Raw genomic sequence first — 16,677 nt, forward strand, 5'->3', positions numbered from 1 at the left:
TTTTCTGTACCGGCCCTATCGCCGGCAAGCCGGCTCCCACAGGGATCCCCACAGTGTGTGAGGCCTGTGGTGAACCTGTGGGAGCCGGCTTGCCGGCGAAGGGGCCAGTGCAGGCAACGGCTAACCCAAGGCCTCCACTACCTTAGGGTCCAGCCCCTGCCCCGCATTGGCCGCTATCCACTCCCCCAGTTGCTGGCGCATCGCCGGCGTCCAGAAGCTCTGCAAATGCTGCCTGACGCCCTTCACCGCCAACTCATGATCCGGCTCGCTATCAAAGTAATGGGCAATCTGATTGGCCATCTTGACCAGATTGTCGCTGCTCATCGGCGCACCTCGGCTTTTTCCGCACCCCGGCGCTCCTGGAGCAGGCGCCGCTGTTCGTCACTGAAGTCCTGGTAACGCTTCTGCCACTGGGACGGCTGGAACACCTTCACCACTTCCACTGCCGTGACCTTGTACTCCGGGCAGTTGGTGGCCCAGTCGGAGTTGTCAGTGGTAATCACGTTGGCACCAGATTCCGGGAAGTGGAACGTGGTGTACACCACCCCCGGCGCCACCCGGCCACTGACCTTGGCACGCAGCACCGTCTGCCCCGCGCGGCTGCCGATGCCGACCCAGTCGCCGTCGCGGATACCTCGGCTTTCGGCGTCGGTCGGGTGGATTTCCAACCGGTCGGCATCGTGCCAGGCAACGTTGCCGGTGCGTCGGGTCTGGGCGCCGACGTTGTACTGGCTGAGGATGCGCCCGGTGGTCAGCAGCAGCGGGTAGCGGCTGTTGACCTTCTCGTCGGTGGGCACGTAGCCGGTGAGCATGAAGCGCCCCTTGCCGCGCACGAACTGGTCGATATGCATGGTCGGGGTGCCGTCGGGGGCTGCGTCGTTGCACGGCCACTGCAAGCTGCCATGGCGGTCGATCTCGGCGTAGCTGACCCGGTGGAAAGTCGGCGTCAGGCGGGCGATCTCGTCCATGATCTCGGACGGATGGCGATAGTGCATCGGGTAGCCCAGGGCATCGGCCAGGGCCACGGTGGCTTCCCAGTCGGCCTTGCCGGCCAGCGGCTCCATGACCTTGCGCACCCGCGAAATGCGGCGCTCGGCGTTGGTGAAGGTGCCGTCCTTTTCCAGGAACGAGCTGCCCGGCAGGAACACATGGGCGAACTTGGCCGTCTCGTTGAGGAAGATGTCCTGCACCACCACGCACTCCATGGCGCGCAAGGCGGCGGTGACGTGCTGGGTGTTGGGGTCGCTCTGGGCGATGTCCTCGCCCTGGCAGTACAGGGCCTTGAAGCTGCCGTCCAGCGCCGCCTCGAACATGTTGGGGATCCGAAGGCCTGGGTCGGGCTGCAGGGTCACGCCCCAGGCCTGCTCGAACTCGGCGCGCACGCCTTCGTTGGAAATGTGCCGATAACCGGGCAACTCGTGGGGGAACGAGCCCATGTCGCACGAGCCCTGCACGTTGTTCTGCCCGCGCAACGGGTTCACCCCTACCCCTTCGCGGCCGATGTTGCCGGTGGCCATGGCCAGGTTGGCGATGCCCATCACTGCCGTACTGCCCTGGCTGTGCTCGGTCACGCCCAGGCCGTAGTAGATCGCCGCGTTGCCACCGGTGGCGTACAGCCGGGCGGCCGCGCGAATGTCCTCGGCAGGCACGCCGCACACCGGCCCCAGCACTTCCGGGGCGTTGTCCGGCAGGCTGACGAAATCGCGCCAGCGGGCGAAGTCCTCGGTCTCGCAACGGGCATCGATGAAGCGCTGGGCCTGCAGGCCCTCGGTGACGATCACATGGGCCAAGGCATTGAGCATGGCCACGTTGGTGCCTGGGCGCAGCTGCAGGTGCAGCTCGGCGCGGGCGTGGGGCGAGTCGACCAGGTCGATGCGCCGTGGGTCGATGACGATCAGCCGCGCGCCCTGGCGCAAGCGGCGCTTGAGCTGCGAGCCGAACACCGGGTGGGCGTCGGTGGGGTTGGCGCCGATGACCAACACCACATCGGCCTGCATCACCGAATCGAAGCTCTGGGTGCCGGCCGACTCGCCCAGGGTCTGTTTGAGGCCGTAGCCGGTGGGGGAATGGCAGACCCGCGCGCAGGTGTCGACGTTGTTGTTGCCGAACGCCGTGCGCACCAGTTTCTGCACCAGATAGGCTTCTTCGTTGGTGCAGCGGCTGGAGGTGATGCCACCGATGGAGTCGCGCCCGTACTTGAGCTGGATGCGACGGAATTCACTGGCCGCGTAGGTGACGGCCTCGTCCCAGCTGACTTCCTGCCAGGGGTCATCCAGGCTTTTGCGGATCATCGGTTTGGTGATGCGATCAGGGTGGGTGGCATAGCCCCAGGCAAACCGGCCCTTGACGCAGGCGTGGCCATGGTTGGCGCCACCGTTCTTGTCCGGGACCATGCGCACCAGCTGGTCGCCCTTCATCTCGGCGCGGAACGAGCAGCCGACGCCACAGTAGGCGCAGGTGGTGATGACCGAACGCTCGGGCTGGCCCAGCTGGACCAGGCTCTTTTCAGTGAGGGTCGCCGTCGGGCAGGCCTGCACGCAGGCGCCGCACGAGACGCATTCGGAGGCCAGGAAATTCTCGCCCCCCGCGGCCGCTACCCGCGACTCGAAACCGCGCCCGGTGATGGTCAGGGCGAACGTGCCCTGGATGTCTTCGCAGGCGCGCACGCAGCGGCTGCAGACGATGCACTTGCTGGGCTCGTAGTCGAAGTACGGGTTGGACACGTCCTTCTGCTCGGCCAGATGGTTGGCACCGTCGTAGCCGTAGCGCACCTCGCGCAGGCCGACCTGGCCGGCGACGGTCTGCAGTTCGCAGTTGCCGTTGGCCGAGCAGGTCAGGCAGTCCAGCGGGTGGTCGGAGATGTACAGCTCCATGACGTTGCGCCGCAGGTCGGCCAGGCGCGGGGTTTGCGTGCGCACCACCATGCCCTCGGTGACCGGCGTGGTGCAGGAAGCCGGGTAGCCGCGCATGCCGTCGATCTCGACCAGGCACATGCGGCACGAGCCAAAGGCCTCCAGGCTGTCGGTGGCGCAGAGTTTGGGAATGCTGGTGCCAAGCATCGCCGCAGCACGCATCACCGAAGTACCGGCGGGCACGCTGATGCTGCGTCCGTCGATGTTCAGGCTGACCTGCACGTCGCTTTCGCGGGCAGGGGTGCCCAGGTCGGTCTCAGGGTCGAAGTAATTGATCACTGCGCGGCCTCCGGGGTGGTCAGACCGAAATCGGCGGGGAAGTACTTGAGGGCGCTGGCCACCGGATAAGCGGTCATACCGCCCATGGCGCACAGCGAGCCGTACTGCATCGTGTCGCACAGGTCGCGCAGGAGCAGGGCCTGATCGTGGCGTTCGCTGAAGTCGCTGGTGGCGATCAGCCGGTCGACCACTTCCATGCCCCGGGTCGAACCGAGGCGGCACGGGGTGCATTTGCCGCAGGACTCCTCGGCGCAGAACTGCAGGGCGAAGCGCGCCATGCTGGCCATGTTCAGGGTGTCGTCGGCCACCACCACACCGCCATGGCCGAGCATCGCGCCCATGGCGGCGAAAGCCTCGTAGTCCAGCGGGGTGTCGAAATGGCTGGGGGGCACCCAGGCGCCGAGCGGGCCGCCGACCTGGGCGGCCTTGAGCGGGCGGCCGCTGGCGGTACCGCCGCCGTAACCCTCCACCAGTTCGCGCAGGGTCAGGCCGAAGGCACGCTCCACCAGGCCGCCGTGGCGGATGTTGCCGGCCAACTGGAACGGCATGGTGCCCAGCGAGCGGCCCATGCCGAAGTCGCGGTAGAACGCCGCTCCCTTGGCCAGGATGGTCGGCACCGAGGCCAGGGTGAGCACGTTGTGCACCAGCGTCGGCAGGCCGAACAGGCCCTGCAGGGCGGGCAGCGGCGGTTTGGCACGGACAATGCCGCGCTTGCCTTCGATCGACTCCAGCAGCGCGGTTTCTTCGCCGCAGATATAAGCACCCGCGCCAACCCGCACTTCCAGGTCGAAGGCCCGGCCACTGCCGGCCACGTCGGCGCCGAGGTAGCCGGCATTGCGGGCGATGACGAACGCCTGGTCGAGCACGCGGATGGCATCGGGGTACTCCGAGCGCACGTAGATGTAGCCTTTGTCGGCCCCTACGGCGAGGCCGGCGATGATCATGCCTTCGATCAGCAGGAACGGATCGCCTTCCATGAGCATGCGGTCGGCGAAAGTGCCGGAGTCGCCTTCGTCGGCGTTGCACACCACGTACTTCTGCCCTGCCCCGGCGTCACGCACGGTGCGCCATTTGATGCCGGCCGGAAACGCCGCGCCACCGCGGCCGCGCAGGCCGGAATCGAGCACGGCGGCGACCACTTGGGCACCGCCCAACGCGACGGCCTGCTCCAGGCCGGTGAAGCCGCCGTGGGCGCGGTAGTCCTCCAGCGACAATGGGCGGGTAATGCCGGCGCGGGCGAACAACAGCCGTTGTTGGGTTTTCAGGTAAGGGATCTGTTCGATCGGGCCCAGCGCCAGGGAATGGCCACCGGGTTCACCGGCCAGAGCGTCGAGCAGCGACGGTACATCTTCCAGGGTCATCGGGCCAAAGCCCTGGCGCCCTTGCGGGGTCTCGTACTCCAGCAGCGGCTCCAGCCAGTACAGGCCGCGCGAGCTGGTGCGCTGGATATCGATGGGCAGTTGGCGGCGCTCGGCCTCGCGCTGCAAGGCAGCGGCGACCTGGTCTGCACCTACGGCACGCGCGACCGAGTCACAGGGAATGAACAGCTTCAGCATGCTGCGTCCTCCAGGCAACCGTTCACCAGCGCACGCAGGCGTTCGGGCGTGAGCCGCGCATGCACCTGGCCATCCAGCTCCAGGGCCGGCGAGCAGGCGCAGGCACCCAGGCAGTACACGGGGCGCAGGCTGATCGCACCGTCGGCGCTGGTGCCATGGTCGTCCAGTGCCAGCTGTTCGCGCAGTTGCGCGGCCAGGGCTTCGCTGCCCCGGCTCTGGCACGACTCGGCGCGGCACAGGCGCAGGGTGTGGCGGGCGGGCGGCGTGGTGCGGAAATCGTGATAGAAGCTGATCACCCCGCGCACTTCGGCGAGGCTGAGGTTGAGGGCGTGGGCAATGTCCGGCACGGCGTCATCGGGAATGAAGCCGATGGCGTTCTGGATAGCGTGGAGGATCGGCAACAAAGCGCCGGGGGCGTCCTTCTGGCGATTCAGGATGCTGTGGATCACAGGCAGGTGGAGCAGTTCATCAGGCATACAGCGGACCTCGGCATCACGGACCCGGCCCGAATGATTGTGGGTGGCAGGTATCCGGCGTGTTCTGCTGCGGCATACCGGCCACGTCACGGTTGCGTGGTTGTCGGTCGCCTCCTTGCCGATGGCCGTGCGTCTGCGCGCACTGTGCTCATGGGCATCCCACAAGCATGGCACTTGTGGCGCCGCAGGGTTGCATGCGAGCGACCAGGCGCATTCTGAAACCGACCTTAGGGTTGGCCCGCCAGTAGCTACACCGCTAACCGGGCCAAATGCTGCAGCGCATGAATCACACCCTGATCCCTGATCTCCAACACATCCGATTGAATCCGCGCGATGACCGATTTGAGCAACTCGGTCTGATTCATGCGAGTCTGCTGCTGGAGTGCCAGAAAGTCCTCTGCCATGTAAGGATTCACCTTCATCGACAGACGCCGGGTCGAACTGGAAGGCGTTAGCCCTCGCTGGTGCCGATGTTGCTCCAGGCTTTGCATGAAGGCTTCATGCACGGGCTGCAACTGATCGCTCTGATGGCTCTGCACCAACAGTTGGAAATAGTGGGCAAGGAACAGCTTGCGCAAATTCGCCCCGGCCTCGCAACTGACCGCATGCATGGCAGCATCCAGCACATCCAGGTAAACGGCAGGCAAGCGCGCCTCGATGGATTTCAGTTGCTGCTTGCGCACCTCGCGGATGGCGGGCGTGGACTGCGCAGGAATGGCCACTACGGTATCGCAGTGGTTGCACACACCCACCAGAATATCCTTGGCTGCACCCTGGCCATCACTGAACGGTACGTCCCGGCGGGCATAGTGCATGCTCACCACGGCCTGGCAGTGCTCGCACAGCGCTTTGCCGGTATCCCCTTCGAACAGGATCTTCATGATCGGATTACTCATAGGTGAACACTGATGAACCAGGTGTCTGGTTCGATGAAGTAAAACTTGATGTACCACCCCAGCCGCTTGATCACATGGACCTCGATGGCGGCGACGCTGTGGTGGGGGCTGCTGCTGTGATGGGTACCCTTGCAGGAACGAATGATGTCGACAATCTCGCTGGCCGACACAGCCCCTGTCGCCAGCAGGTTTCTTACTTCGATATCACCGCGCGATACGTGCAGATAGTTGCCAGACTCAAGCGCGGCAATCACCTGCCGCCTGGCCTTCCTGAAGCCGGTTTCCATAGTACATCCCTGTCAATACGAAAATCATCGTACAAAAACCGGATCAAAGCCACCCTCTCATCCTCCGAGGCGACCAATGGCATCTCGGCAACCATTCAAAGAGCATCCGGCACTCTGAACAACTATGGGGGTTTTGATCGAGCGACGTCGTACAGCAATGTAACCGCCGCTTTCGCGACTTTTCCCAATGTGTCGAACGTCGCTCGCACGGTGCTTCACTTGGCCTTGAGCATCCCCATGTGCGCATCATCCATCAGCGCCTTGGCCATCTCGCACAGATAGTGCGAGGCCCAGACCAGTACGGGTTCGTCGTCCATCACACCGATGAAGGAGGCGCGCCGTGAGCAGTCCATCAACACCGAGGCCTGCTCCATTGCATGGTTGCAGCAGTTGCCGGGCTCGACCCGGAACAGGCGCTTGCCCTCGACCACGCCGTCTACACAACTGGCGGAGCCTACGGTGAAGCCGAGACGACCGGTTTCTTCAGGGAGTTCCTTGTCCATTTTCAACCCTCATTTTTCATCTGTGCGTCAATGCAAGGTGTGCACCTGCCGGGGACTCTTCAGCTGCACCTGCGCAATCGCCGATTCCAGCAACGTGCGTACGGCTTCCATCTCATGCATCACCGCGAGGGTCATGAGGGTGGCGGGCGATTTGGGTAGCGTGGTGATCGCGTGCTGGGCCAATGTCAGGCCACAGAGCACGTATTCGGTAGCCTCGATCAACGTGTCTTCGAGGTAGTGGGAGGCATCGGGGGAATAAGGGGGATCGGGGACTATTTTGAGCATGGCGATATCTTCTAGTTGAACTGAAAGGATCGCCACCTACTCACTTGCAGATGATTGGGTGGCGGCTACGTACAGGCCTGCAAGGCCGGGGCAACTAGAAGAAAAACCCGGCTGGTCCGAGAACCACCCGTACGTAACCACCATAGAGCGCAGCTGGACGCAAAGCGCCAAAAGCGGATGGTGAACTCTTCTAATTGACCCCAGGCTTGCAGACCTGGTCACTGATTTCCCAGCGACCCAGCGAGACTAGGGGGCTCAGTTTTCCACCGCAATGCCCCAAAGCTTGATTCAGAAAAGGACTACAAAACAGAGGGAAAATCTGATTCTTGATGTGTAGGAACCCTCAAAATCCACCCTCTTCGCAAAGAATTGTTAAGACTTTTCACTTGCCACGTTGACGTAATTTTCACACATGCCCCTTTAGCGTCACTGCCTCTCGGCAGCCGCCCGATCCTGACGGCCGCCATATGGATTACTGGTTTTACGAGGCAAACGTGTCAAACACCGCATCCCCATCCTCGCCAGCGCGCGTGGACTGGGCCGGCCTGGGCTGGCTCCTGCTGTTCTTCTGGTATTTTTCCGGCGTCACCCAGGCGCTTTTGCTGTTCAGTGGCACCACCGGTTTTGCAGGGTTTCGCGACTCCCTCTTCCTCAGCACCCTCTGGCTTGTGCCGGTGCTGTTGCTGCCCCGCTTCACCCGCGCCACCGCGGCCATCATCGGCCTGGTGTTGTGGGCTGCCTCGCTGGTGGGCTTGAGCTACTTCGGGATCTATCGCCAGGAGTTCTCGCAAAGCGTGATCTTCGTGATGTTCGAATCGAACACCGCCGAAGCGGGTGAGTACTTCAGCCAGTACTTCAATAGCTGGCTGATGCTGGGGTTGCTGCTGTACACCGTGGGCGCCGTGCTGCTGTGGAAACGCGTTCGTCCGGTCACCCTGCCCCTGCGCAGCCGCCTGCCGGTGGTCGTGCTGTTGCTGGCCGCCACCCTGGTGTTCCCGTTCTACAAGCAGATGGTCAAGCAGGAACGCAACTTCGCCGATGCCTTGGACAAGGTCCAGCAACGCATGGAGCCGGCGGTGCCCTGGCAGTTGCTGGTCGGCTACAAGCAGTACCGTCAACAGCTGGACAACATGCAGGCCTTGCTGGCCCAGAATGCCGCGCTGCCGCCTCTGCAGCAGCTGCAAGACAGCAGCGGTGACGCGCCCCGCACCCTGGTGCTGGTCCTCGGCGAGTCGACCACCCGCGAGCACATGCACCTGTACGGCTACAACCGCGACACCACGCCAAATCTCGACGCCCTGGCCGCCAACGACAAGCGCCTGACCGTGTTCCAAAACGTGGTTTCGCCGCGCCCCTACACCATCGAGGTCATGCAACAGATCCTCACCTTCGGCGACCAGCAGAACCCCGACCGCTTCCTCACCGACCCGTCGCTGATCAACCTGATGAAGCAGGCTGGCTACAAGACCTTCTGGATCACCAACCAGCAGACCATGACCAAGCGCAACACCATGCTCACCAACTTCTCTCAGCAGACGGACGAGCCGGTGTACCTGAACAACCAGCGCAGCCAGAACGCCCGTCAGTATGACGACGTGGTGCTCGCGCCCTTCGAAAAGGCCCTGCAGGACCCGGCGAAGAACAAGTTCATCATCATCCATCTGCTCGGCACGCACATGGACTACCGCTATCGCTATCCGAATGACTACGCGCACTTCACTGACCGCCAGGGCGTGCCGAGCGCGCTGAGCGACAGCCAGGCAGAGACCTACAACTTCTATGACAACGCCGTGCGCTACAACGACTACGTGGTGTCGAACCTGATCAATCGCTATGCGGCCAGCACGCCCAATGGCTTCCTGATGTACCTGTCGGACCATGGCGAAGATGTCTACAGCTCCGGCAACCATGACCGCCTGGGCCGTAACGAAGGTGCGCCGACTCGGCCGATGTACACCATCCCGTTCATGGTGTGGACCTCCCCGAGCTGGCAGGCGACTCACCCGCGTGATCTGCAGGCCATGGTCAACCGGCCCTACAGCAGTTCGCACCTGATTCACACGCTGTCGGACCTGGCCGGGTTGAGCTATGACCGCTACGAGCCGGCGAAAAGCCTGGTGAACTCGCAGTTCGTCGTTGCGCCGCGGTGGATCGGTAACCCGTATGGCAAGTTGGTTGAATTCGACAAGTTGCCGATGGGCAAGAACGAGCGGGTGCAGGAAACCGCCGCTATCAAGAACTGAGCCGTTATCGCCTGCTCAGTGCCAACCGTGCGGCAAACAGGACAAACACCAGGCCTGTCGCACGGTCCATCCACTGGATGACCTTCTCCCGGCGCAACACACCCGCAAGCGACTGCGTTGCGCCGATCAGGACCATCGACCAGAGCAACCCCAGGGCCACGTGGATACTGACCAGGCCGAACGTCCAGGCCACCAGCGGCTGGCCTTGCGGGATGAACTGGGGCAGGAAAGAGACGTAGAAAATACCGACTTTCGGGTTCAGCAAGTTACCCAGCATCCCTTTCAGAAACCAGTTGGCTTCCGGTCGCCCCTGCGCTGCAACGGCGCCCAGCGATTGCCGGGGCCGTACCAGCATGTTCATCCCCAGCCACGCCAGGTAGGCCGCGCCGCAGTATTTGAGGATGTCGTAGGCCAGCTGCGACACCGCTATCAATGCCCCCAGGCCGAAGGCAACCGCAGCGCCCCAGAGCAGGCAACCGGCATTGATGCCCAGCGCGGCGCGCAGCCCCTGCTTGCGGCCCTCTACGGTCGAAGTGCGCAAGATCAACGCGGTATCGAGGCCTGGGGTCAGGGTCAACAACGTGGCCGCTAAGGTAAAGGCAATCAGATTGTCGGCAATGGACATGGGCGTTCGAGCCTGGGCGTGAAGTGCCATCAGGTTAGCATGGGCACCCTACGCCCACCGCGCGTCACAAACGCCTTGCTCTTTACATATGGAAATCCGTATATTCGATTATCCATATGTAAAGGGCCCTGCCATGATCACCCCTCCCGAGGTCTTCAAATGCTTGTCCGACGAGACCCGTGCCCGAGCCACGCTGCTCATCGTCCGTTTGGGCGAGCTGTGCGTCTGTGAGCTGATGTGCGCCCTGGACGACAGCCAGCCGAAAATCAGCCGCCATCTGGCGCAACTGCGTAGCAGCGGCCTGCTGCTCGATCGCCGTCAGGGGCAGTGGGTCTACTACCGCCTCAACCCGGAACTGCCCGCCTGGGTGCACGAGATGCTCCAGGTGACCTTGCAGGCCAATGCCCAATGGCTGCAAGAAAACGCCTCACGCTTGCAGAACATGGACGACCGCCCGGTACGCGCCGCCGCCTGTTGCTGACCCTTCGAACGAGTTTCCCATGCTGATTGCTGTCGCTGTCTTCGTCTTCACCCTGATTCTGGTCATCTGGCAACCCAAGGGCCTTGGCGTCGGCTGGAGCGCCGCGTTGGGCGCAATCATCGCGCTGGCCGTGGGCGCAGTGTCCCTGCAAGACATCCCAACCGTCTGGGCCATTGTCTGGAATGCCACGGCGACCTTCATCGCGGTCATCATTATCAGCCTGTTGCTGGATGAGGCAGGTTTCTTCGAATGGGCCGCGCTGCACGTGGCCCGTTGGGCAAAAGGCAGTGGCTACCGACTGTTCGCCTTCTGCGTGCTGCTGGGCGCCGCCGTATCGGCGCTGTTCGCCAACGATGGTGCGGCGCTGATTCTTACGCCCATCGTCATGTCGATGCTGGTCGCATTGCAATTTTCACCGGCGGCGACGCTGGCATTCGTCATGGCAGCAGGCTTCATCGCCGACACGGCGAGCTTGCCACTGGTGGTTTCCAACCTGGTAAACATCGTCTCGGCCGACTACTTCGAGCTGGGGTTCGCTGAGTATGCCTCGGTGATGGTCCCGGTAAACCTGGCCAGCGTGGCAGCGACCTTGCTGGTGCTGTTCCTGTTTTTCCGTCGCGACCTGCCACGGCGCTACGCCGTTGAAGCGCTGCAGGAACCCAATGCCGTCATCCGTGACCGCGCCACGTTCGTCGTGGGGTGGTGGACCCTGCTGTTGCTGCTGGTCGGCCTGTTTGCGCTGGAACCGCTGGGCATCCCGATCAGCGCAGTGGCTGGCGTATGTGCAGCCATCCTCTTTGCGGTCGCAGCCCGCGGCCACAAGATCTCTACCCGCCGCGTCCTGCGCGAAGCCCCCTGGCAAGTCGTGATCTTTTCCCTCGGCATGTACCTGGTGGTGTACGGCCTGAAGAATGCCGGGCTCACGGATTTCCTCACCCAGTGGCTCGACCGACTGGCCGAGCATGGCTTGTGGAGCGCCGCCCTGGGTACCGGCCTGCTTTCGGCCCTGCTGTCGTCGGTGATGAACAACATGCCTAGCGTGCTGATCGGCGCCTTGTCGATCCAGGCGAGCGGCGCAGACGGCCTGGTACGTGAGGCGATGATCTACGCCAATGTCATCGGCTGCGACCTGGGCCCCAAGATCACCCCCATCGGCAGCCTCGCCACGCTGCTCTGGCTGCACGTACTGGAACGCAAAGGCGTGCGGATCACGTGGGGGTACTACTTCAAGGTCGGCATTTTCCTGACCCTGCCCGTTCTGCTGATCACACTTTCGGCCCTGGCACTGCGCCTGAGCCTCTGAAATCCGCCCTGAAGCGAGGAGCCTTCCATGCGAGTCCTGTTCATGTGCACGGCCAACAGCTGCCGCAGCATCCTTTCCGAAGCCTTGTTCAACCACATGGCGGCACCTGGGTTCGAGGCGATCAGCGCCGGCAGTTTCCCCAAGGGCCAAGTGCTGCCGCGCAGCCTCACTACCCTGCGACAGGCCGGCATCGCCACCGAAGGCCTCAGCAGCAAGGGTAACGATGCCTTCGAGGGCAACCCGCCGGATATCGTCATCACCGTCTGTGACAAGGCCGCTGGCGAAACCTGTCCGGTGTACTTCGGCCCCGCGCTGAAAGCCCACTGGGGGCTGGAGGATCCGTCCGATGTCACGGGTGACGAAGCCTCGATCGACGCCGCCTTCAGCGCCACCCTCGCCCATATCGAGAAACGCTTCCAAGCCTTCTTTGCACTGCCTTTCGACGCACTCGACCGTGAACAGCTCAAGCGTGAGCTGGATCGGATCGGCGCGCTCTGAGCAGGAGGAAACCCATGTCAGAACAACTGCCCAACCTCGACCTTTCGCTTTTCGACACGCCGCCTGCCGCGACGCGCAGCAGCGACCACAAGCCCCGTATCCTGCTGCTCTACGGATCGACCCGCGAACGGTCCTTCAGCCGCTTGCTGGTGGAAGAAGCTGCACGCCTGCTGGAACACTTCGGTGCCGAAACACGGATATTCAACCCTTCCGGCCTGCCCTTGCCTGACGATGTGCCTGTCGAACATCCCAAGGTGCAGGAGCTGCGTGAGCTGGTGCAGTGGTCCGAAGGCCAGGTCTGGTGTTCGCCAGAGCGCCATGGCTCGCTGTCGGCCGTGTTCAAGGCACAGATCGACTGGATACCTTTGGCGCTTGGCGCAGTACGGCCCACTCAAGGCAAGACGCTGGCGGTGATGCAGGTGTGCGGTGGGTCGCAGTCGTTCAATGTGGTCAACCAGCTGCGTGTGCTGGGGCGATGGATGCGTATGTTCACCATTCCTAACCAGTCGTCGGTCCCCAAGGCCTATATGGAGTTCGACGATGCTGGGCGGATGAAGCCGTCGGCGTACTACGACCGGGTGGTTGATGTGATGGAGGAGTTGGTGAAGTTCACGCTGTTGCTGCGCGATCGCCAGGATTATCTGGTGGATCGGTATTCGGAGCGTAAGGAGAGTGCTGAGCAGTTGTCCGCGCGGGTTAATCAGCGGGCCATCTGATCGGGGTTCTTGCTTCCCCGATTGTTTGCGAGTGAACACTGGGCGCAGTGGGTGAACTAATGGGGACGGTGCAAATGCTTGCGCCGACCCACAGGTAGAAAGCCACCACTACCCCATCCTTGAACGACCGCGCTGTAGCGAACGACCAAAACCAGGCACCCAGTTGTGCCTATGGAACTTTAGGTCGTTCATTCCCGATCTTTATCAGGTATGACAGACTCTTCTTATTTGCGAACGCCTTGTGAGAAAACCATGGAGATTCGACGCTTCAGAATCGGGGATGAGATTGCCCTGTTCGACGTCTTTTACTCTGCCATTCATGAAATCGCGTCACGCGATTACGCTCGCGATCAAGTCGAGGCTTGGGCTCCTGCTGATCTTGATCAAACGCTATGGGCGGAGCACCTTCGAAACCTCCGCCCGTTCGTGGCTGAGGTAGACGGGAAAATTGTGGGCTATGCCGACATTCAACCGAACGGTTACATCGACCATTTCTTTGTGTCGGGTACTCATCCTCGGCAAGGAATAGGCACTTTACTCATGAACCGTATCCATGAAGAAGCCAGGTTACTTGGCATCGATGAACTTACTTCAGACGTCAGCAAGACGGCTGAACCGTTCTTTGAACTGCACGGTTTTCATGTCGTGCGGCGAGGATTTCCGATCCGCCGGGGCGTAACGCTTCAGAATGCATTGATGCAGAAAAACCTGAAATGCGGCACATGAACACCCGGGGTGGACCAGCGACCACTTCGGGTAGGTTGCTGCCTATCACGCGAAATCCTCAGCCTTTTGTGATGGATTGGACCTACTAGCTAGCGACCAAAACCTTTAATACAAAGGCTTACAGAGTACTGCCCTCCTCACCCGTACCATTTTTGTACCACACCCTCCGTAAATCACGCTCCACTGTAGAAAAACATTTACATCAGCGGTAGCTCGCGCCCAAAAGCAGACGTGCGACTTAAGGACATTTTCTGCGCCTATCGAGTGCAAATGAGAAATTATTATGGAAATCGCGAAATTGAATGAATCCATATTCGATCAATACCTGAAACGATGGGCGCTGACGATCGACGGTGACGCATTCGTCTCTCTGAATGGCAATCTACTCCCCGTTCGCCAGGGCAATGTACCCGCCATGCTTAAAGTCTCAACAGTGCAGGAGGAGCAAGCGGGCAACCAGCTCATGGCTTGGTGGGACGGCGATGGTGCGGCGCCCGTACTAGCCCACGAGGGTGAAGCTTTACTGATGAAGCGCGCGCAAGGCTCGGCCACGCTCATCCAGATGGTGAATAGTGGCCGGGATGACGAAGCCACTCGCATTCTCTGTGCAGTAGTAGCCCGTCTTCATACACCACGCCCAAACCCCATTCCTAAGTTGGTTCCACTCGCGCAGTGGTTCGAATCGCTATGGAGTGCGGCAGCTACTCACGGCGGAACTCTCGAACACTGTGCGAGGGCTGCACGCGAGCTTTTGGCTGCTCCATGCGATGTCGCAGTACTTCACGGCGATATCCATCACGGTAATGTGCTTGATTTCGGCCAGGCTGGATGGCTTGCCATTGATCCCAAGGGGCTATACGGCGAGCGTGGCTTTGATTATGCCAATATTCTCTGCAATCCCGACGACGCAACCGCGCTGGCGCCGGAATACTTCGCACGCCGGATAGCACTCATCGCAGATGCTTCCGGGATTGATCGCCAAAGGTTGTTGCAATGGGTGCTCGCATGGACAGGGTTGTCGGCAACCTGGATGCTCGAAGACGATGCCGAGCCAAGCAGTAGGCTTGAGTTGGCGAAACTGGCAGCTTTGGCACTCAATATCAGCTTCTAGGTTGCAGAGTGAGGTGTTTGACCCACCCTCCAAGCCCCAAGCCCAGCAAAGTTGGCCCGCCAACTGAGCGAGATCACTGCAGCACCTCAAATGCACAGAGCTCCCTACGCTTGTCCATGGCATTGGTACTGCGACTGATGGGCTTTGTGATGGTGCGCAGGTTACCGTTCGCGCTCTGGCCTTTGCCGCGAGGGGTGACTCGCAACGGGCCGTTGGCAACCTTGGCATCGCAGTCGTACCACGCGAGTTGAAGTCGGATCCACTGCACTGGTCGACGCTGGGAAACCTTGCGATCGCACTGTGTAAACCAACTGAGTCTCTCGTCGCTTCGCCCAGGCTTGAGCCACCTGCTTTCAGGCGAACATCTGGTCTTCTTGGTAGACTAAGGCACTTTTTCTTGAGGCGGATATGGACGGTATTGATGACCGTACCAACGGCCTCTTCCCTTGCTCTGACCATTGCCATGATTTTCGGTGACACAGGCGTGAATGGCGGTATTGACTGTCACACCAAAAACGCCTCAAAACCCCGGTAAATGGTACAAACATGCGTAGACCAGAATGTCCCTAGATACAGCCTCTAAACCACAAACCACGCGCCCTGAGCCGTCACGCCCCTTCAGCGTTGCACCGATGATGGACTGGACCGACAGGCACTGCCGGTTCTTCCTGCGTCTGCTCTCCAAGCAAACCCTGCTCTACACCGAAATGGTCACCACCGGCGCCCTGCTGCACAACGACGCCCACCGTTTCCTGCGCCACGACGTGTCCGAGCACCCACTGGCCCTGCAGCTGGGCGGCAGCGTGCCGGCCGACCTGGCCGCCTGCGCGCGCCTGGCCGAGGAAGCGGGCTACGACGAGGTCAACCTCAACGTCGGCTGCCCGAGCGACCGGGTGCAGAACAACATGATCGGTGCCTGCCTGATGGCGCATCCGGCGCTGGTGGCCGATTGCGTGAAGGCCATGCGTGATGCGGTGTCGACGCCGGTGACGGTCAAGCACCGCATCGGCATCAATGGCCGCGACAGCTACGCCGAGCTGTGCGACTTCGTCGGCCAGGTGCGTGAGGCGGGCTGCCGCAGCTTTACCGTGCATGCGCGGATCGCGATTCTCGAGGGGCTGTCGCCCAAGGAGAACCGTGAGGTTCCGCCGCTGCGCTATGACGTGGCGGCGCAATTGAAGGCCGACTTCCCGGACCTGGAGATCGTGCTCAATGGCGGTATCAAGACCTTGGCGGAGTGCCAGGCGCATCTTGAGACGTTCGATGGGGTGATGCTGGGGCGCGAGGCCTACCACAATCCTTACCTGCTGGCTGAGGTGGATCAGCAGCTGTTTGGCAGCGATGCGCCGGTGGTCAGCCGCAGTGAGGCGATGGCGCTGTTGCGGCCGTATATCGTGGCGCATATGGAAAGCGGTGGGGCGATGCATCACGTGACTCGGCATATTCTTGGGCTTGGGCAAGGGTTCCCGGGGGCGCGGCGGTTCCGGCAGTTGCTGTCGGCGGATATTCACAAGGCGGCGGAGCCTTTGCAGGTGTTTGATCAGGCGGCTGAGTTGTTGCAGGGCCGCTGAGGTTGCAGAGGTTGCAGGGCCCTTGTGGGAGCCGGCTTGCCGGCGATCACCGGCGAAGCCGGTGCCATGCACCGCGGCGCCTGCATCGCCGGCAAGCTGAACTGGCCTAATGATCCCGGACACCTCTTAAGGGCGATATGATTCGCCCAATCAGGAGGTTCCATGCAAGAACGAAAGACCTATACCCGCGAGTTCAAGCAACGTGCTGC

General features: G+C 61.9%; 17 protein-coding genes. 8 read left to right on the forward strand and 9 right to left on the reverse strand.

The window, feature by feature from the left end; all coding sequences use genetic code 11:
• Nucleotides 1-120 precede the first annotated feature (120 nt).
• The 8 genes from ACIPZB_RS23990 to ACIPZB_RS24025 form a co-directional block, all read right to left on the reverse strand.
• Nucleotides 121-324, reverse strand: a complete 204-nt coding sequence (locus tag ACIPZB_RS23990) for a formate dehydrogenase subunit delta (protein ID WP_400643014.1) — start codon at nt 322-324, stop codon at nt 121-123.
• The gene (gene fdhF, locus ACIPZB_RS23995; RefSeq protein WP_400643015.1) at nt 321-3,191 is read right to left on the reverse strand and encodes a formate dehydrogenase subunit alpha; all 2,871 of its coding nucleotides are present in this window, start codon (nt 3,189-3,191) and stop codon (nt 321-323) included. Before fdhF ends, ACIPZB_RS23990 begins: the two co-directional genes overlap by 4 nt.
• On the reverse strand, nt 3,188-4,747 hold the full coding sequence (locus ACIPZB_RS24000; protein ID WP_400643016.1) for a formate dehydrogenase beta subunit: 1,560 nt from the start codon (nt 4,745-4,747) through the stop codon (nt 3,188-3,190). Before ACIPZB_RS24000 ends, fdhF begins: the two co-directional genes overlap by 4 nt.
• Nucleotides 4,741-5,223 (reverse strand): formate dehydrogenase subunit gamma, encoded by a 483-nt coding sequence (locus ACIPZB_RS24005; RefSeq protein ID WP_400643017.1) that lies wholly within the window; start codon nt 5,221-5,223, stop codon nt 4,741-4,743. Before ACIPZB_RS24005 ends, ACIPZB_RS24000 begins: the two co-directional genes overlap by 7 nt.
• A 248-nt stretch (nt 5,224-5,471) precedes the next feature.
• The gene (locus tag ACIPZB_RS24010) at nt 5,472-6,119 is read right to left on the reverse strand and encodes a hypothetical protein (protein ID WP_400643018.1); all 648 of its coding nucleotides are present in this window, start codon (nt 6,117-6,119) and stop codon (nt 5,472-5,474) included.
• A complete protein-coding gene (locus tag ACIPZB_RS24015) occupies nt 6,116-6,406 on the reverse strand; it encodes a hypothetical protein (RefSeq protein WP_400643019.1) in 291 nt (96 codons plus the stop codon). The genes ACIPZB_RS24010 and ACIPZB_RS24015 overlap by 4 nt, the downstream gene beginning before the upstream one ends.
• 215 nt (nt 6,407-6,621) lie before the next feature.
• Nucleotides 6,622-6,909: a DUF3077 domain-containing protein gene (locus tag ACIPZB_RS24020; protein WP_400643020.1), complete on the reverse strand. Its 288-nt coding sequence runs from the start codon at nt 6,907-6,909 to the stop codon at nt 6,622-6,624.
• 27 nt (nt 6,910-6,936) lie between these two features.
• Nucleotides 6,937-7,194: a hypothetical protein gene (locus ACIPZB_RS24025; RefSeq protein WP_400643021.1), complete on the reverse strand. Its 258-nt coding sequence runs from the start codon at nt 7,192-7,194 to the stop codon at nt 6,937-6,939.
• Nucleotides 7,195-7,688: 494 nt separating this feature from the next.
• Here ACIPZB_RS24025 and ACIPZB_RS24030 point away from each other — a divergent pair, with 494 nt between their 5' ends.
• Entirely contained in the window at nt 7,689-9,437 is a 1,749-nt protein-coding gene (locus ACIPZB_RS24030; RefSeq protein ID WP_400643022.1) for a phosphoethanolamine transferase CptA, read from the forward strand.
• A gap of 4 nt (nt 9,438-9,441) precedes the next feature.
• Here ACIPZB_RS24030 and ACIPZB_RS24035 read toward each other — a convergent pair whose 3' ends face one another.
• The gene (locus ACIPZB_RS24035; protein ID WP_400643023.1) at nt 9,442-10,062 is read right to left on the reverse strand and encodes a LysE family translocator; all 621 of its coding nucleotides are present in this window, start codon (nt 10,060-10,062) and stop codon (nt 9,442-9,444) included.
• 133 nt (nt 10,063-10,195) lie between these two features.
• Here ACIPZB_RS24035 and ACIPZB_RS24040 point away from each other — a divergent pair, with 133 nt between their 5' ends.
• The 7 genes from ACIPZB_RS24040 (at nt 10,196) to dusA (ending at nt 16,468) form a co-directional block, all read left to right on the forward strand.
• Nucleotides 10,196-10,543, forward strand: coding sequence for a metalloregulator ArsR/SmtB family transcription factor (locus ACIPZB_RS24040; protein WP_008094810.1), 348 nt, complete (start codon nt 10,196-10,198; stop codon nt 10,541-10,543).
• 19 nt (nt 10,544-10,562) lie between these two features.
• A complete protein-coding gene (locus ACIPZB_RS24045) occupies nt 10,563-11,846 on the forward strand; it encodes an arsenic transporter (RefSeq protein WP_400643024.1) in 1,284 nt (427 codons plus the stop codon).
• Between the two features lie 27 nt (nt 11,847-11,873).
• Nucleotides 11,874-12,344: an arsenate reductase ArsC gene (locus tag ACIPZB_RS24050; protein WP_400643025.1), complete on the forward strand. Its 471-nt coding sequence runs from the start codon at nt 11,874-11,876 to the stop codon at nt 12,342-12,344.
• A gap of 14 nt (nt 12,345-12,358) precedes the next feature.
• Complete coding sequence (gene arsH / locus ACIPZB_RS24055; protein ID WP_400643026.1) at nt 12,359-13,060, forward strand: arsenical resistance protein ArsH; 702 nt, start codon at nt 12,359-12,361, stop codon at nt 13,058-13,060.
• Between the two features lie 252 nt (nt 13,061-13,312).
• On the forward strand, nt 13,313-13,786 hold the full coding sequence (locus ACIPZB_RS24060) for a GNAT family N-acetyltransferase (protein ID WP_400643027.1): 474 nt from the start codon (nt 13,313-13,315) through the stop codon (nt 13,784-13,786).
• A 283-nt stretch (nt 13,787-14,069) separates the two neighbouring features.
• Entirely contained in the window at nt 14,070-14,897 is an 828-nt protein-coding gene (locus tag ACIPZB_RS24065; RefSeq protein ID WP_400643028.1) for an aminoglycoside phosphotransferase family protein, read from the forward strand.
• A gap of 560 nt (nt 14,898-15,457) precedes the next feature.
• A complete protein-coding gene (dusA, locus tag ACIPZB_RS24070; RefSeq protein ID WP_400643029.1) occupies nt 15,458-16,468 on the forward strand; it encodes a tRNA dihydrouridine(20/20a) synthase DusA in 1,011 nt (336 codons plus the stop codon).
• Nucleotides 16,469-16,677 lie beyond the last annotated feature (209 nt).

It is taken from the genome of Pseudomonas sp. NPDC089396, from assembly GCF_044749545.1.
Classification (GTDB): domain Bacteria; phylum Pseudomonadota; class Gammaproteobacteria; order Pseudomonadales; family Pseudomonadaceae; genus Aquipseudomonas.

What these genes read in the sequence shown, in the direction of transcription:
- ACIPZB_RS24015 (WP_400643019.1), bottom strand. Translation starts at nt 6,406, where the DNA reads ATGGAAACCGGCTTCAGGAAGGCCAGGCGGCAGGTGATTGCCGCGCTT.
- dusA (WP_400643029.1), top strand. Translation starts at nt 15,458, where the DNA reads ATGTCCCTAGATACAGCCTCTAAACCACAAACCACGCGCCCTGAGCCG.
- ACIPZB_RS24065 (WP_400643028.1), top strand. Translation starts at nt 14,070, where the DNA reads ATGGAAATCGCGAAATTGAATGAATCCATATTCGATCAATACCTGAAA.
- ACIPZB_RS24050 (WP_400643025.1), top strand. Translation starts at nt 11,874, where the DNA reads ATGCGAGTCCTGTTCATGTGCACGGCCAACAGCTGCCGCAGCATCCTT.
- ACIPZB_RS24000 (WP_400643016.1), bottom strand. Translation starts at nt 4,747, where the DNA reads ATGCTGAAGCTGTTCATTCCCTGTGACTCGGTCGCGCGTGCCGTAGGT.
- ACIPZB_RS24040 (WP_008094810.1), top strand. Translation starts at nt 10,196, where the DNA reads ATGATCACCCCTCCCGAGGTCTTCAAATGCTTGTCCGACGAGACCCGT.
- arsH (WP_400643026.1), top strand. Translation starts at nt 12,359, where the DNA reads ATGTCAGAACAACTGCCCAACCTCGACCTTTCGCTTTTCGACACGCCG.
- ACIPZB_RS23990 (WP_400643014.1), bottom strand. Translation starts at nt 324, where the DNA reads ATGAGCAGCGACAATCTGGTCAAGATGGCCAATCAGATTGCCCATTAC.
- ACIPZB_RS24025 (WP_400643021.1), bottom strand. Translation starts at nt 7,194, where the DNA reads ATGCTCAAAATAGTCCCCGATCCCCCTTATTCCCCCGATGCCTCCCAC.
- ACIPZB_RS24005 (WP_400643017.1), bottom strand. Translation starts at nt 5,223, where the DNA reads ATGCCTGATGAACTGCTCCACCTGCCTGTGATCCACAGCATCCTGAAT.
- ACIPZB_RS24010 (WP_400643018.1), bottom strand. Translation starts at nt 6,119, where the DNA reads ATGAGTAATCCGATCATGAAGATCCTGTTCGAAGGGGATACCGGCAAA.
- ACIPZB_RS24060 (WP_400643027.1), top strand. Translation starts at nt 13,313, where the DNA reads ATGGAGATTCGACGCTTCAGAATCGGGGATGAGATTGCCCTGTTCGAC.
- ACIPZB_RS24020 (WP_400643020.1), bottom strand. Translation starts at nt 6,909, where the DNA reads ATGGACAAGGAACTCCCTGAAGAAACCGGTCGTCTCGGCTTCACCGTA.
- ACIPZB_RS24035 (WP_400643023.1), bottom strand. Translation starts at nt 10,062, where the DNA reads ATGTCCATTGCCGACAATCTGATTGCCTTTACCTTAGCGGCCACGTTG.
- ACIPZB_RS24045 (WP_400643024.1), top strand. Translation starts at nt 10,563, where the DNA reads ATGCTGATTGCTGTCGCTGTCTTCGTCTTCACCCTGATTCTGGTCATC.